Genomic DNA, 15,449 nt, shown 5'->3' with positions numbered 1-15,449 from the left:
GTTATTTTAATTTTTTATAAATTTTATAAATTTCCTTAGATATTAATGAGTCTTTTTCTAGACCAGTAAACTGTGATAAAGTTTCAAGGAAACCGTGACCATCGATAGCCTCTTGAAGTTTAATTGATTCATTATCGTTGGGGTTATCGTAGTGAAAAGCTGCAGCAATACCGTGCAATAAAGCATTATTAGGCAAAGCAAATTCAATAGTACCACTTAACGGTTTTATCAGTCTTTCATTTGGACTTAGCTTACGCAATGGTTCACGTCCAACTCGCTTAACATCATCATTTAGGTACGGATTGTGAAACCTTTCAAGAATTTTATGGATATAATTAATATGCTTAGTTCTGTCAAAACCATATCTTTTGATCAGAACTTCGCCACTTTCTTTCATTGCATTTGTTACAATTGTTTGAATTTCGCTGTTTTGAATAGCTTTGTCAATAGTTGAAAAATTTTTTAAATTACCTAAATAAGCTGTAATTGCATGGCCTGTATTTAAAGTAAAAAGTTTTCTTTCAACGTAAGATAATAAATTATCAACACATTTTATACCATGGATCTTAGGAATGTCACCATAAAATTGATTTTCATCAACAATCCACTCATAAAAGGATTCAACAGTTACATCAAGTGTATGTTTATCAGATTCTATAGCTGGGGGAACAATCCGATCAACAGCTGAATCTACAAAGCCAATATTTTTAACTAATTGTTTGTTGGATAAATTTTGAATTACTAAAGACTTGAGATGAGAAGATGCTTTTAACATATTTTCGCATGCAATAATATTTAGTGATTTTTCATTTTTATATTTATTTCTGTATTCAATACCCTTAGATATAACAGGAGCAATAAATTTAAGAACATTAGGTCCAACAGCTGTGGTGATTAAATTAACCTCATTAAAGAGTTTTATAACATTGTCTGAATTAGAATTTAATGCGGAGATATTTGTTACTTTATCTTGATATGTTTCGTCTCCAACAACGTTAACTATATATTCTTTATTATTATTAATTAAATCAATAACAGGTTGATTTACGTCAACAAAAATGACCTCAAACCCTGATTCTGATAGTAGTTTACCTATAAATCCTCTACCAATATTACCAGCACCAAAATGCAATACTTTCATAAGTTCTCCAAATTATTACTCATTATTAGGTTGTAAAATATTTAAAACATCTGTTTTTTGATGTGTGTTCTTCAATATTTCTAAACTATTTTCATCATCTAATGCATTGGTTATAGAGGACAAAATTTGGATATGGTTATCTCCTTGTGCGGCAATACCGATGACAATATTTGCTATATCTTCTTCATCATCTCCCCACTGAATACCGTTAGGAAATTGACAGAATAAAATACCTGTGTGTTTGATAAATTCCTTAGCTTCAATAGTGCCATGAGGAACGGCTATGGATTCACCCAAATAAGTAGAGACTAATTTTTCTCTGGCATGCATTCCTTCTACATATTCTTCTGATACATAGCCTAAGTTTACAAGCTGTTCACCGATGAAATTAATAGCATCCTCTTTGTTACTTTCTTTTCTTTGAAGAAAAATATTTTTCTCAGAAATTTGGAAACATTGCTCTTGATCTTGCTCTTCTTCATGAGATTTGTCTAAATTATCTTGCGCTGTTTTATGAGAGCCAAAAGATAGAATCTTCTCTATTAATTCATCATAGAAACTATTATCTAAAAAGTTATTCAGTGATAGGTGGTGCGCATGGTCAGCAGTTTCTTTAGCTCTTGGCGTCAGATCTTTGTGTGTGATTACAAGATCTGCATCTTTGGGTATATCATTAATTGCAGTATTATATGACTCTATTTCTATATTTTTATTATTTAATTTTTTCTTTAATAATCCGGCACCCATTGCACTGGATCCCATACCTGCATCACACGCTACAATAATTTTCTTGATGGTCGAGTAATCAATTTCTTGATTCGGGACACCCTTGGATTCATTTTTGAGGTTTTTCATTTTATTTTGAGCCTCTTCCAAGTTATCCTCTTTAGAACTTTTTTCTAATTTTAATAAAATTGAAGAAATGATAAAAGAGACTGCAGCAGAGCATATTACTGATAATATAACACCAATATAAGAACCTTTTGGTGTCATTAAAAGAACTGCAAAAATTGATCCAGGAGATGCGGGAGCAATTAATCCAGCTTTAAATATTGTTAAGATAAATACATTTGTCATTCCACCAGCAATTAATGCTAATATCAATCTTGGTTTCATTAAGACATAAGGGAAATAAATTTCATGAATACCCCCGAAAAATTGTATAATGATGGCGCTTGGAGCAGTCTGTTTTGCTGTGCCTTTTCCAAAAAACATATAAGCTAAAAGCATACCAACACCAGGACCAGGATTAGCCTCTATTAAGAAAAATATTGAATGACCAAGATCCTTGGCTTGTTGTATTCCAATAGGTGTAAATATACCTTGATTAATAGCATTATTTAAAAATAATATTTTTCCTGGCTCTACAAATATAGATGTAAGGGGGAGTAAATTATTAGATATTAAAAACTGTACACCGAAAGTCAAAAACTGAGTTATAAGGTGTAAAAATGGAGCGACAAACTCATATGCTATCAGTGCTAATATTAATCCGATGATACCTGCTGAAAAGTTATTAACAAGCATCTCAAATCCACTTTTTATTTTTCCATCAATTAATTTATCAAAAACTTTTATGACATATCCGCCAAGAGGACCTAAAATCATTGCACCAAGAAACATAGGTGTATTTGGTGATGCAGCAATTGCACCCATGACAACAATACTTCCTACCACTGCTCCTCTTTCTTTGTAAACTAATTTTCCTCCAGTAAAGGCTAAGAGTATTGGAAGTAAATAAGTTAAAATTATAGGTACTAGTGTTTCAAAATTTTTATTTGGAAGCCACCCTGTGGGTATAAATAAAGCGGTAATCAAACCCCAGGCAATAAAGGCACCTATGTTAGGCATAACCATATTAGATAAAAATCTTCCAAAGGCTTGAACTTTGGTTTGAATAGATTTGGATTGCATTGTGTTGTGTCCTAAAATTTTTTTTTGAATGTATCACATTATAAAAATAGCTCAAATAAAGGATTATACGTGACGCATTTCACAAAAAATTATTACAAATAAAAACCTATAAGTGATCCAGATCGCACTCAATGAAAAAAAAATGGACTAAACTCGATCTTAATGTGACATTGGTCACGTTTATTTTCCCTAATATATTTTGTAAACTGTGAGTTAAATCACTTTTTGTTTGTATAAAAGATACTTTATAAAAAATGAGATCATTAAAAGTCAAACAATGAAATTTTTATATGAATTAGTTTATTTAAGTCACAAATTGAAATAATTTGTGACATTATAATCATATTCTGTATTTTAAATTTAAGGGAATAAAAATGACTGAAAAAAATCATACAGGAACATCACCAATTAAAAAAGTTAAAACAAATATAGAAAATTCAATGACTGATCATAATATTTTAAATTATGATGATTTTTTAAAGTATTCTCAAAGTGATAAAAAAGGTTTTTGGTCTTATACAGTTCAAAAATTAAATATCGTTTTTGACAAACCCTACCGGGATATTTTGAACCTTGATTTAGGTGTTCATGATGCAAAGTGGTTATATGGCTCAAGTATAAATATTGCAAAAAGTTGTTTTAATGCAGACAAACAGGATATTGCATTAATTTATGAAAATAAGCACCATCAGATTGAGCAAATGTCATATGAAGAATTAAAGCTAAAATGTATGCAGTTTGCCAATTCCTTAAAGAAACAGGGTATTTCTCCTGGTGATCGTGTTGCGATCGATATGCCAATGAACCCAGAATCTGTTATTGCTTATTTGGGAGTTATTTTATATGGTGCAGTAGCTGTTAACATAGCAGATTCATTTTCAGCTGAAGAAATAAAAACTCGTTTAAATATTACGGATGTAAAATTAGTAATAACTCAAGATGTAGTTACTAGATCTGGAAAAAAAATCGAATTATATTCAAAAGTAAAGGTTGCTGGACAGTATCCATGTGTTGTTTACTGTAACGAAGATAAAAATTTAGAACTTAAAGCCGAAGATATTTCTTGGGAAGAATTTTTGATTTCTAATTTTGAAGATATTACTCATTACTGCCCACCTGAAACAGAAATGACCATTTTATTTTCTTCGGGAACAACTGGAAATCCCAAAGCAATTCCATGGAATCATTGTACACCTATAAAATCTGCATCTGATGCATATTATCATCATGACGTACAATCAAAAGATGTCGTATGTTGGCCAACTAATTTAGGTTGGATGATGGGCCCTTGGTTAGTTTTTGCCACATTGATTAATAAAGGCACAATAGCTTTATATGACGATTCACCTTTAGATAGTCAGTTTGGTCATTTTATTGAAAATGCTAAAGTTAATGTACTTGGATTAGTTCCAAGTATTGTATCTAGTTGGTTACAAAAGAAAACAATGAATCAATTTAGATGGCAACACCTTAAATGTTTCAGTTCATCTGGTGAATGCTCTAATCCACATCAAATGAAGGAATTAATGGAACAATTTGATAATAAACCCATCATTGAATATTGTGGGGGAACCGAAACTGGTGGAGGTTATATTTCATCCACCTTAATTCAGCCTAATTTGCCCTCTTTTTTTTCTACGCCAACCTTAGGTGGAAATTTTGTAATTTTAAATGATGATGGTGAATTAAGTAAAAGGGGAGAAGTGTTTTTAATTCCTCCAATTATGGGTCTTTCAAATAAATTGATCAATGGTGACCATTTCAAAGTTTATTATAAGGATTGTCCCAAAATTGATGGACTTACTTTAAGAAGACATGGTGATAATTTAATTCAGCATACGAATGGATATTATCAGATTCAAGGTCGAAGTGATGACGCTATGAATTTAGGAGGCATAAAGGTAAGTTCCACTCAAATTGAGGAGTTAATAACAGAAATATCCTATGTAAATGAAGCTGCAGCTATAGAGCTCAGCGATAAAAGAGGTGGACCAAGTAAATTAGTAATTTGTTATGTTGGTGATAAAAACAAAAATGATTTAACTGATATGCAAAATCTAATAAAAAATAAATTAAATCCTTTATTTAAAGTAAGCTCATGTTATAACTTGGATAAACTTCCTAGAACAGCATCTAATAAAATTATGAGAAGAAAGTTAAGAGAATATTATCAGCATCAACAATAGTCATTTATAATCTTATACATTAAAGCCTCTTAGAGGCTTTAATGTATATCTTGCAACAATAAATAATTTAAATATTGGATGTTATTGATTGTTGGTCATTCATCTTTTTGGAACTTTTACTAAAGCTTAAAGAAATTATGAAGCCAATTAAATTACATAATAAGCCTAATAAAATTGGTGAAATGTTGTATGGATCATTTAAAACAAACTCCCAAACCAGACTTCCAGCAATCCCGCAAAATGCCCCAATAAAAAAATCACGCTCTTTGGCATTGACATTAAAAATTGCAGCAACAAGAGGAATTAAAATAATAGGAGACCAAAAATTATATGCCGCCAATAACAAACTTAAGACATTTTTAATTGTTAAAGCAAATATAATAGAAATGATACCAACTAAAATGGTGCTGACACGAGCCATTTTCAAAAAATTGATTTTTTCAGGACTTTTACTCATAGGCTTAACTAAATCATTTACAAAAGAAATGCTTGCCGCATTTAAAAATCCTGCCGCAGAGGATAAAATTATTGATAAAAGGGCAGCTATAATAAATCCTCGTAAACCTATTGGTAACATTTCATTGACAATAAAAGGGAAGGCTGTATTTGCATCAATTTGATTATTGCTCGCGTATGCAACTAAACCAATTCCACCAGATATTAAGAAGATAGGTATTGATACTAAGCCACTTAACAGAATACCTTTTGCTGTTTGTTTAATTGAAGACGCCATAAATAACCTTTGAACATATGGTGGTACTAAGGTTTCGCCTAACATAAAAGTTAAAAACAAGAAAACAAAAAATATCCAATCCTTTCCATTAGAAAGAAAATGAAGATAACTATGAGGTACCACTGATGTGACGTGCTGCCAACCACCAACATGATTTAATCCAATAAAAAAGGTGAGGGGTATGCCTATTAATAGGATTATGCCTTGAAACAAATCTGTAAAAACTACAGCACGCATGCCACCAAGGCTTGCATATATTAACAAAACGAGCAAACTGATCATCACACCTAAAGTGGTATTTATATTAAGTGTTGAATGAATAATCACCGTTAAAGCACCAACTTGTGCTCCTAAAATCCCCCCACAAATTAAAAGACTAAAAATTCCTGTCGCTATTTTAGCTCTTTTTCCGTATGTTTTGGCAATCATATCTCCCACTGAATAACAGTCACTATATCTACCCATTCGAGGTGCAATAATTGTTGCAACAAGAATTTCTTTTAAGCTAAATCCTAAAAGAGCTAAAGAAAAAATCATACCGTGGTTAAACACGGATGCTGCCGTACCAAAGGTATATCCTCCACCCACAAAAGTAGCTGTAAGAGTACAGAAAATTAAAAAACTAGAGAAAGAACGATGTCCAACCGAAAATATAGAAAAATCTGTTACTGACTTGCTTGATTGATAACCAATCCATAAATTTATAAGCAAAAAAAGTATAACAATACTTAGATCAATGATCATAATTTATCCTTGTAAGTTTTATTATTAATTTAAATTCATCTTGTAAAAGAAATATTAAAAAATTAATTTATACGATAAGTTGATCTTATGCTTATGAAAAGTATCATTTTTTTTGATTTTATATAATTGTTTTATAGGGTTTAAAATAAAGAAATTTGATATACAAAGAAGATAAAATAAAAGTTATACATAATTTTAAATATTAGTATTTGAGAACCATTTTAAGTTGTGACTATTAAAAATAACTATAACTTACTGATTAATATGGTAATTGTTGAATGATCCTACTAGAAGATATATGATGTGAGTAAACAATAATCAAATAATGTTATAAATCTACATGCAAACATTAAGGGCAATTATAAATGATATATCCACAAGCTTTAAAAAAGGGTGATAAAATTGGCTTTTTTTCGCCTTCTTCACCAGCAACAGTTTTTGCTCCAAATCGTTTGAGTAGAGCAAAGTCTTATCTGGAATCCAAAGGTTTTAATCTGGTAGAAGGTTCGCTCACTGGTCATTCTGATTTCTATCGTTCAGGGTCAATTTTAGAACGTGCAGAAGAGTTGAATCGATTAATACGTAACCCTGATGTGCGTTGTATTATGTCTACAATTGGAGGTTATAATAGTAATTCTTTATTACCTTATATTGATTACGAAGCCCTTAGAAAAGATCCGAAGATTATAATTGGTTACTCTGATGTCACTGCGTTGCTTTTAGCTATTTATGCCCAAACAGGACTAATCACTTTTTATGGTCCTGCATTGGTTGCATCATTTGGTGAGTTTCCTCCATTAGTTGAAGAAACCTTTCAATCATTTTTGGATATTTTATGTTCTACCTATGACTCTTACCAATACAAAATGCCAGAATTATGGACAGATGTATTACTTGAATGGGAAACTCAAGATTCTCCGAAACCCAGATATCCAAATAAATGGCAGTTTTTGGGTAATGGGCAAGTACGTGGACGTATCATAGGTGGTAATTTGAATACAATTGCAGGTATTTGGGGTAGCAAATATATGCCAGAAATTAATTCAGGTGATATCCTTTTTATTGAGGATTCTCTTAAAGGTATAGAAACTGTTGAGCGCTCCTTTGCGCATCTACTGGCTTGTGGTGTATTTGATAAGGTAGGCGCTATCATATTAGGTAAACATGAATTGTTTAATGACAAAGGAACCGGTCGAACACCACTCGATGTTTTGATTGAAGTATTAAATGGTAAAAATATTCCTATACTTTATGGTTTCGATAGTTGTCATACGCATCCTATGTTGGTAACCCCAATAGGAGTTGAGGTATCAATTAATTTTGACAGCGAAATTATTAAACTTGAAAGTCGATGGGTTCAAGAAAAATAACAAGTAATTGAATTCTTATTATAAAATTATACTGAACGAAATTATTTAAGCTTGTGTTTTATTAATGAGTTATCAAAATAAATAAGTTTTAGCTTACCGAAAGAACAAACTTTAATTTATAATGATTGGTGAAACTATTGATTGTCAGAGTTACAAATTTTGTTGACCTCTGACAATCATTAAATTAAAACTTAACTGTTATTCGACTGTAACTGCTTTAGCTAAGTTTCTCGGTTGGTCTACATCTGTACCTTTTATCAGTGCAACGTGATAGGAAAGGAGTTGCATAGGAACTGTGAAGTAGATTGGAGCTGTTATATGATTTACTGCAGGTAGCTTAATTACTTTTGTATTTTCTTCATCTGTAAAAGTTGACTCTGTGTCTGTAAAAACATATAGTTTCCCCCCCCTAGCTTTCACCTCCTCAATATTTGATTTAAGCTTTTCGAAAAGTTCATTTGTAGGTGCGATAACAACTACAGGCATATCTTCATCAATTAATGCTAATGGACCATGTTTAAGTTCACCAGCAGCGTATGCCTCTGCATGTATATATGATATTTCTTTAAGTTTGAGCGCCGCTTCAATAGCTATTGGATAAAATTCACCTCTCCCAAGAAAAAGGGTGTGATGTTTATCAGAAAAATCTTTAGATATTTCTGCAATATCTTTATCAAATTTGAATATACTTTGTATTTGTTTCGGAAGAACTTTAAGAGAAGAGATTATTTCATGTTCCTTTTCAGTATTAATTTTACATTTAACTTTTCCAATAGCAGTTACCATAAGTAATAAACAAACCAACTGGGTTGTAAATGCCTTAGTCGAAGCTACTCCAATTTCCACGCCAGCTTTTGTCATGAAGGAGAAATCTGACTCTCGAACAAGAGATGAACCTGCAACGTTACAAATGGACATGGTTGCCATAAATCCTTTTTCTTTTGCTAATTTTAAAGCTGCTAATGTATCTGCAGTTTCACCTGATTGGGATAATGTGATCAAAAGACTATTTGGACGCGTAACAAAGTCTCTATATCTAAACTCTGATGCGATTTCAACATCACAACTAACTTTAGCAATACTTTCAAACCAATATTTAGCTGTTAAACCAGAATTAAATGATGTTCCGCATGCAATAATTTGAACATGTTCAACCTTTTCTAGTATTTCTTTTGCATCATAGTGAATACTTTCAACTAAAACATCATTATCAAGAGTTCTTCCCGCTAACGTATCCAATATTGCTTGGGGTTGTTCAAAAATCTCTTTTTCCATAAAGTGCTTGTATTGACCCTTTACGGTGGCATTTTCTTTCAGATTTGATTCTATGATGTCCCTTTCAATACTTTTACCATTAACATCAAATACACTTATTTCATTATATTTTATTTCAGCGATGTCTCCTTCCTCAAGAAACATAAATTTTCTCGTAACATTGAGTAAAGCCAGTTGATCGGAGGCAATAAAATTTTCATCATAACCTAAACCAATTACAATAGGGCTCCCAGATCTCGCTGTAATAAGGACTTCAGGGTTATTTAATTCAAAAGCAACTGTGCCATAAGCACCTTTTAATCTTTTAACTGTTTTAAAAAAAGCTTCACGTAAGTTTTTACTTTCATTTAAATAAAAATCAAGAAGGTGAGCAATTACTTCTGTGTCAGTTTCGGACTTAAAATTATATCCACTCGAGATTAGTTCATGTTTAAGCTCTTCATAATTTTCAATTATTCCATTGTGAACAACAGCAACTTTGTTTGATAAGTGAGGGTGTGCGTTTTTTTCTGAGGGCTCACCATGCGTAGCCCATCTTGTGTGTGCAATGCCCGTTCCACCATCAACATTTTTATTTTCTACCAAGTTGGAAAGTTCCTGAACTTTTCCAACTTTACGATAAAATGAAAGTTCTTTGTTTTTATTTAAAACCGCAACTCCAGAAGAGTCATATCCTCTATATTCTAATTTTTTTAAGCCATCCAATAGGATATTAATTACATTTCTTTGAGAAACAGCCCCAACAATTCCACACATATTTATTCTCCTAAATTTAAAGACTTGGAAGCACACATAACCTTAACGTTATGTTTTTTTATAGCTTGTTTTTGTGATTCACTGATATTTTCATCAGTAATTAGATAATCAATTTGATCCCATGCTAATTCAATGTTTGGGATTTTGCGTTCAATTTTTTCAGACTCAGCTAATACGATAATTTCTTTAGATACCTCTGACATAACATGACTAAGACCAAAAAGTTCATTATAAGTTGTTGTTCCTTTGCTTAAATCTATACCGTCACATCCAATGAACAACTGATCAAAATCATAAGATTTTAACACTTGTTCTGCGACTCTACCTTGAAGTGATTCAGAATGATTATCCCAAGTTCCGCCAGTCATCAACAAGGTTGGTTGATTTTTAAGCATGTTTATTTTATTGGCTAGAGGTATAGAGTTGGTCATTACGACTAACCCATTGATATTCTCAAAGGATTGAACTAAAAAACCTGTAGTTGTACCGTAATCAACGATTATTCTGTTGTTATCTTCAATAAGTGTAGCAGCTAAATTTGCTATTAATTCCTTATATTCGCTATTTTTATCAGCTTCAGATGATGTTCTATCAAATGATATTGAAATTGCTCCACCATGTTGTCTAAGTAACTTTCCACTTTTTTCAAGAGTTGATAAATCTTTTCTAATTGTGACTACAGATGTATTAAATTGTTGAGCTAAATACTCAACAGAAACTTTCTTTTGTGAATTAACAAGCTCAACAATTTTATTTTGTCTGGTTTTAATGTTCTTATATACCATTTATTATATTAATTATTAATATTTGATTGCATTCTTTCATAATGAAACAATTTTGTCAAAACGAAAATTAATTTGTTTCGAATCGAAACACCTGTGGTGATTAAATTAACCTTAATCTATATATAAAAGTTCAAATATAAATAAAAAATCTTGTTTTTTATTTCAGAAATACTATAATTTTGGAGATTAAAAAAATATATACTTAAATGGAGTTATGAAAAAAAAAATTGCCTGCTCAACTTGCGGATTATTTTTAACTTATTCTCCTCTTGATGATAATGAGAAAGTGGTCTGTCCGAGATGTAATTCAACTCTAACTAGAAGAATGGATTCAGTGACTCATATGCAGTTTTCTGTAGGTATATGTATCTACATAACTCTTTTTCTGACTCTAACTTTTCCTTTGCTAACATTTACTAGGTTCGGTGTCTCTGGAACAATTTCACTTTTAAATGCCCCTGAAATGTTACAAAAGTTTCAATTACCTCTGTTAGCTCTTTTTGTTTTTCTTACCATAATTGTTTTACCAGTTGTATTTGTAACTGGAGTACTTTTTGTATATGGACATAAGGTTTTTAATTTGAAGCCAACTATTTTAACACTTTTGGCGTTAAAAATTATTTTTAGAATAAAACCTTGGTTAATGGCTGATGTATTTATTATGGGTTTAATTGTAACTTTTATTAAATTAGTTGGTATGGCTAGTGTTTATTTAGATTATGCAGTTTATAGTTATTGCTTTTATGCTTTTTTTTTAATGTATTTTATTTCAAAAGTGGACAAATATTCTTTATGGAATATTTATAAAAAGATTGAATATCCTGTTGAAATAAAAAACCAAAACTATCTTTTATCAGGATATGAGCAGTGTATTCACTGTTTAAATGTTAGAAAAAAATCGAAAGTTAGTATAAGGTGTGATCGTTGTCACTCAAAAATTGACAAAACGCCTTCATCAAAGAGAAATCAAGCTGCATGGGCACTACTTTTTGCTGCTTTGATATTTTATATCCCGGCAAATTTTTATCCCATGATGATTTTTTCAATTTTTGGTAAAAATGAGCCTCAAACCATAATATCGGGAGTCATTTATTTTTTGAAAAATAAAGAATATTTTATTGGCTTAATTATATTTATGGCAAGTATTTGTATTCCTTTAATTAAAATATTTTTACTATTTTGGGTTTATTGGACAACGCACTTTGAAAGTAAATATTCGTATAGATCTTCACTTAAAAGAAAAAAGTTTTTTGTATTCGCCGAAAGTATCGGTAGATGGTCAATGATAGATGTTTTTGTAGTAGCCTTATTGGTTGCTTTAATTCAATTGAATCAGCTATCATCAATTATTCCTGGTAAAGGTGTTATCTATTTTTGTCTAGTTGTCGTTTGTACAATGTCGTCATCACTTTTATTTGATTCTAGGATGCTTTGGTTGAGAAGTGATATGCATGGAGAAAATTTGGAAAAAAAATATGGTTCAAACAAAGCAAGCTAAAAAAAGAAGAGTATCAAGTATTTCAATAGTATGGCTATTACCCATCTTTGCAATCATAATTGGAGCATGGATGGTGTATTCTCATGTTTCTAGTCAAGGACCAGTAATTCATTTAATTCTTCAAGATGCCGATGGAATAGAGGCTGGTAAAACAAAAATTAAGGCTTTAAATGTAGATATTGGAACGATAACAAAATTAAGTTTCAACAAGGACTATAGTAAAATTAAAGCAACAGCTCAAATGAAAAAAATAGCAACAAAAATGTTGACTGATACTGCTGTTTTATGGGTTGTTTCTCCACATATTAGTAAGGATGGGATTACAGGTTTATCTACTATTTTGACAGGTCGATATATTTCACTTCAACCTGGTCAGCCTGGTCCACTTCAAACTAAATTTAAGGTAAAGCAAGAAGCACCTCTAATTAGACCTGATCAAGGTGGCACAAGCGTAATTTTGTATGACAAAGATAATCTATCATATAAATTAAATATTGGAGATCCTATACTTTATAATGGATATACTGTTGGCAAGATTGTTAGGAGTCAATTTGACCTTGCATTAGGCTATACCAAATATACTTTGCTGATTAACAAGCCATATAATAAATTGTTACATAATAATAGTGTGTTTTGGACATCATCTGGATTTAGTATGAGCTTAACTCCAAATGGAGCGACGGTGAATGTTTCTTCACTATCTTCTTTGTTAATGGGTGGTGTTTCTTTTGGTCTTTTAGCACATAACAAGCCCGATCCTAGTCCAGTTAAGCAAAATACAGTTTTTAAACTTTATACTACTCATGATGCAGCGAAGAAAGATTCATATCAAAAATCCGTATACTTCATCTTGCAGGTTGATGATTCAAATGGATTGAAAGCCGGCGCTCCTGTATTGTATAAGGGTGCTCGTGTTGGTACTGTTGTATCAGCTCCTTACAAGTTATTGAGTGAAAATAAAACTTTCAATTTTCCATCTAAAATTTCTGTGAAGTTTAAAATTGATCTGGGAAGAGTTTTTCAAGATCCCGAAAAAGTTAATGTTGATGAATTTAGACAACAAGTCTTGAAAGCCGTTCATAATGGTTTATATGCAACATTAGATACTCAGAGTTTGTTAACTGGTGAATTGTTTGTAAACTTAGTTAAAGGCAAGCCATTAAAGAAAAAGCAAAAATTAGTTAAAGTAGACCAGTATTATGTATTCCCAAGTAAAGCTAACTCACTCGATCAAATTAAAAACAAGGTAAATACAATATTAGATAAAATAAGTAAATTACCGATAGATAAAAGTGTAAAAGAATTGAATAATACGTTAGTTCAATTACAAAAAACAATTAATGGCTTTAGCCCAAATTCAAGTGCTTATAGTGAAATTAACTCATCCTTATCCAAGTTTAATGAAACTCTGTCGGATTTAAACCCACTAATTAAGCAATTAAATAGGAAACCAAATTCATTAATCTTTGGTAGCGATAAAAATAAAGATCCAATTCCAGTAGGGAGTTCAAAATGAGAATCCTTTTGAGTTTTATATTTTTAATCACTTTAGTAAGTTGTTCATCAAGCCCTATGAAATCCTATACTTTAGTGAATAAGAATAAAATTAAAAACTCTCAATATATAAATTATAAAAATCGGAAGATAGCTATCATTGATAATGTAAATATGCCCAATGAAATTGATTCCTCTGGTATTGCTTATCAAATATCTCCTAATGAAATTAATATTGCTAATAATAATGTATGGGCCTACTCCCTTTCAGAGCAGATCACAGACCAATTGATTACTCAATTAAATAATAAACAATCAAAATATTTTTTTAACAAAAATGTAACAGGTTTAAATACCTTAAATGTATTAAGGTTAAAAATTTATATTTCTGCTTTTCAAGGACGTTTTGATGGAAATGCAATTGTATCAGGAACATGGCTATTACTAAATTCAAATGGAAATATTATAAAAAATGGTAGCTTTAATTCGATAACGCCATTAAAAAAAGAAGGATATTCTGCTCTTGTATTTGCATTGTCCAAAAGTCTTGATAAAATAAGCTCCTCGTTGTCATTGGGTTTATAAATTTAAAAGGATGAAAGAGTGGATAATTACTGTTGGGGTATCGATTTAGGCGGTACAAAAATTGAATGTGCGATTATTGATAAAATTACAAATGAATGTGTTTTAAGAAAAAGAACACCAACTGAAACAAGTCGTGGTTATGATGTTATCCTTTCAAATATTAAAAGTTTAATTGATACTTGCGCTCAAGAAATTGGCTACTATCCCAAAATAATTGGTTTTGGTACACCAGGTGCACTTGATCCAGCAAGTGGCACCATGAAAAACTGCAATACAACCTGTTTAAATGGTAAACCTCTAGATCAAGATTTAAGAAATATTTTAAACTGTGAAATTAAATTAGCTAATGATGCAAATTGTTTTGCGCTTGCAGAAGCTAATATGGGTGCAGTTCCAGAAGTAGACCCTAAAGCTCAAGTGGTCTTTGGTGTGATATTAGGCACAGGAGTTGGCGGTGGTGTTGTAGTTGATGGTAAAATTGTGCATGGAAAACATGGTATTGGAGGAGAGTGGGGACACAACGTCTTTTTACCAGATCATGATGTGCAATGTTATTGTGGTAAATACGGATGCCTTGAGCAAATTATTGCTGGGCCAAGTTTAGAACGTTATTATTTTTCTTTGACAGATAAAAAGCTCAAGTTGAAAGATATTATTGACAGCTATCGTTCAGACACATTTGATGAAGCAGCTAATCTTACAGTGAATAGATTGCTTGATTATTTCTCTTTATCATTAAGCTATGTTTTGAATTTATTAGATCCTGATGTTGTGGTCATTGGCGGTGGAGTAGGTAATGTTGATGAAATATATTCTGATTTATTGTATGAAAAATTAGAAAAGTTAATATTCAATGAACATGTAAATACCAAAATAATTAAACCTTCGTTAGGAGATAGCGCGGGTGTTTTTGGTGCTGCCTTATTGATTAAATAAGTCATTTATTTGTGATACAATAAAAGTAAACA

Annotated in this window: 11 protein-coding genes; 6 read left to right on the top strand and 5 right to left on the bottom strand. The window is 31.3% G+C overall.

Translation table 11 applies throughout. From position 1 onward, the window contains the following. Position 1 precedes the first annotated feature (1 nt). Both CF386_RS11205 and CF386_RS11200 read right to left on the bottom strand, forming a co-directional pair. Positions 2-1,141, bottom strand: coding sequence for a mannitol-1-phosphate 5-dehydrogenase (locus tag CF386_RS11205; RefSeq protein WP_089074522.1), 1,140 nt, complete (start codon positions 1,139-1,141; stop codon positions 2-4). Between the two features lie 15 nt (positions 1,142-1,156). Then, on the bottom strand, positions 1,157-3,055 hold the full coding sequence (locus CF386_RS11200; protein WP_089074521.1) for a PTS mannitol transporter subunit IICBA: 1,899 nt from the start codon (positions 3,053-3,055) through the stop codon (positions 1,157-1,159). Between the two features lie 374 nt (positions 3,056-3,429). On the opposite strand from CF386_RS11200, the gene CF386_RS11195 reads away from it, so the two are divergent. Continuing rightward, a complete protein-coding gene (locus tag CF386_RS11195; protein ID WP_089074520.1) occupies positions 3,430-5,241 on the top strand; it encodes an AMP-binding protein in 1,812 nt (603 codons plus the stop codon). A gap of 67 nt (positions 5,242-5,308) precedes the next feature. Here the strand turns inward: CF386_RS11195 and CF386_RS11190 are convergent, their stop codons facing one another. Beyond that, entirely contained in the window at positions 5,309-6,718 is a 1,410-nt protein-coding gene (locus CF386_RS11190; RefSeq protein WP_089074519.1) for a sodium:solute symporter family protein, read from the bottom strand. Positions 6,719-7,083: 365 nt separating this feature from the next. On the opposite strand from CF386_RS11190, the gene CF386_RS11185 reads away from it, so the two are divergent. Then, entirely contained in the window at positions 7,084-8,088 is a 1,005-nt protein-coding gene (locus tag CF386_RS11185) for a S66 family peptidase (RefSeq protein WP_089074518.1), read from the top strand. A gap of 198 nt (positions 8,089-8,286) precedes the next feature. On the opposite strand, the gene glmS is transcribed toward CF386_RS11185, so the two are convergent. Beyond that, a complete protein-coding gene (gene glmS / locus CF386_RS11180) occupies positions 8,287-10,119 on the bottom strand; it encodes a glutamine--fructose-6-phosphate transaminase (isomerizing) (protein ID WP_089074517.1) in 1,833 nt (610 codons plus the stop codon). 2 nt (positions 10,120-10,121) lie between these two features. Further along, complete coding sequence (locus CF386_RS11175) at positions 10,122-10,904, bottom strand: DeoR/GlpR family DNA-binding transcription regulator (protein ID WP_089074516.1); 783 nt, start codon at positions 10,902-10,904, stop codon at positions 10,122-10,124. 214 nt (positions 10,905-11,118) lie between these two features. Between CF386_RS11175 and CF386_RS11170 the strand changes: the two genes are divergently transcribed. Genes CF386_RS11170 through CF386_RS11155 form a run of 4 tightly spaced genes read left to right on the top strand, consistent with a single transcriptional unit; the run spans position 11,119 to position 15,417 of the window. Then, positions 11,119-12,402 (top strand): PqiA/YebS family transporter subunit, encoded by a 1,284-nt coding sequence (locus CF386_RS11170; protein ID WP_089074515.1) that lies wholly within the window; start codon positions 11,119-11,121, stop codon positions 12,400-12,402. Then, a complete protein-coding gene (locus CF386_RS11165; protein WP_089074514.1) occupies positions 12,356-13,918 on the top strand; it encodes a PqiB family protein in 1,563 nt (520 codons plus the stop codon). The genes CF386_RS11170 and CF386_RS11165 overlap by 47 nt, the downstream gene beginning before the upstream one ends. Then, entirely contained in the window at positions 13,915-14,481 is a 567-nt protein-coding gene (locus CF386_RS11160; protein ID WP_089074513.1) for a PqiC family protein, read from the top strand. Before CF386_RS11165 ends, CF386_RS11160 begins: the two co-directional genes overlap by 4 nt. A gap of 18 nt (positions 14,482-14,499) precedes the next feature. Next, positions 14,500-15,417, top strand: coding sequence for an ROK family protein (locus CF386_RS11155; protein WP_089074512.1), 918 nt, complete (start codon positions 14,500-14,502; stop codon positions 15,415-15,417). The last annotated feature ends 32 nt before the right edge of the window (positions 15,418-15,449 follow it).

Origin of the sequence: Paraphotobacterium marinum, assembly GCF_002216855.1 — a bacterium.
GTDB lineage: Bacteria > Pseudomonadota > Gammaproteobacteria > Enterobacterales > Vibrionaceae > Paraphotobacterium > Paraphotobacterium marinum.
This window is presented reverse-complemented; position numbering and strand designations above follow the sequence as displayed.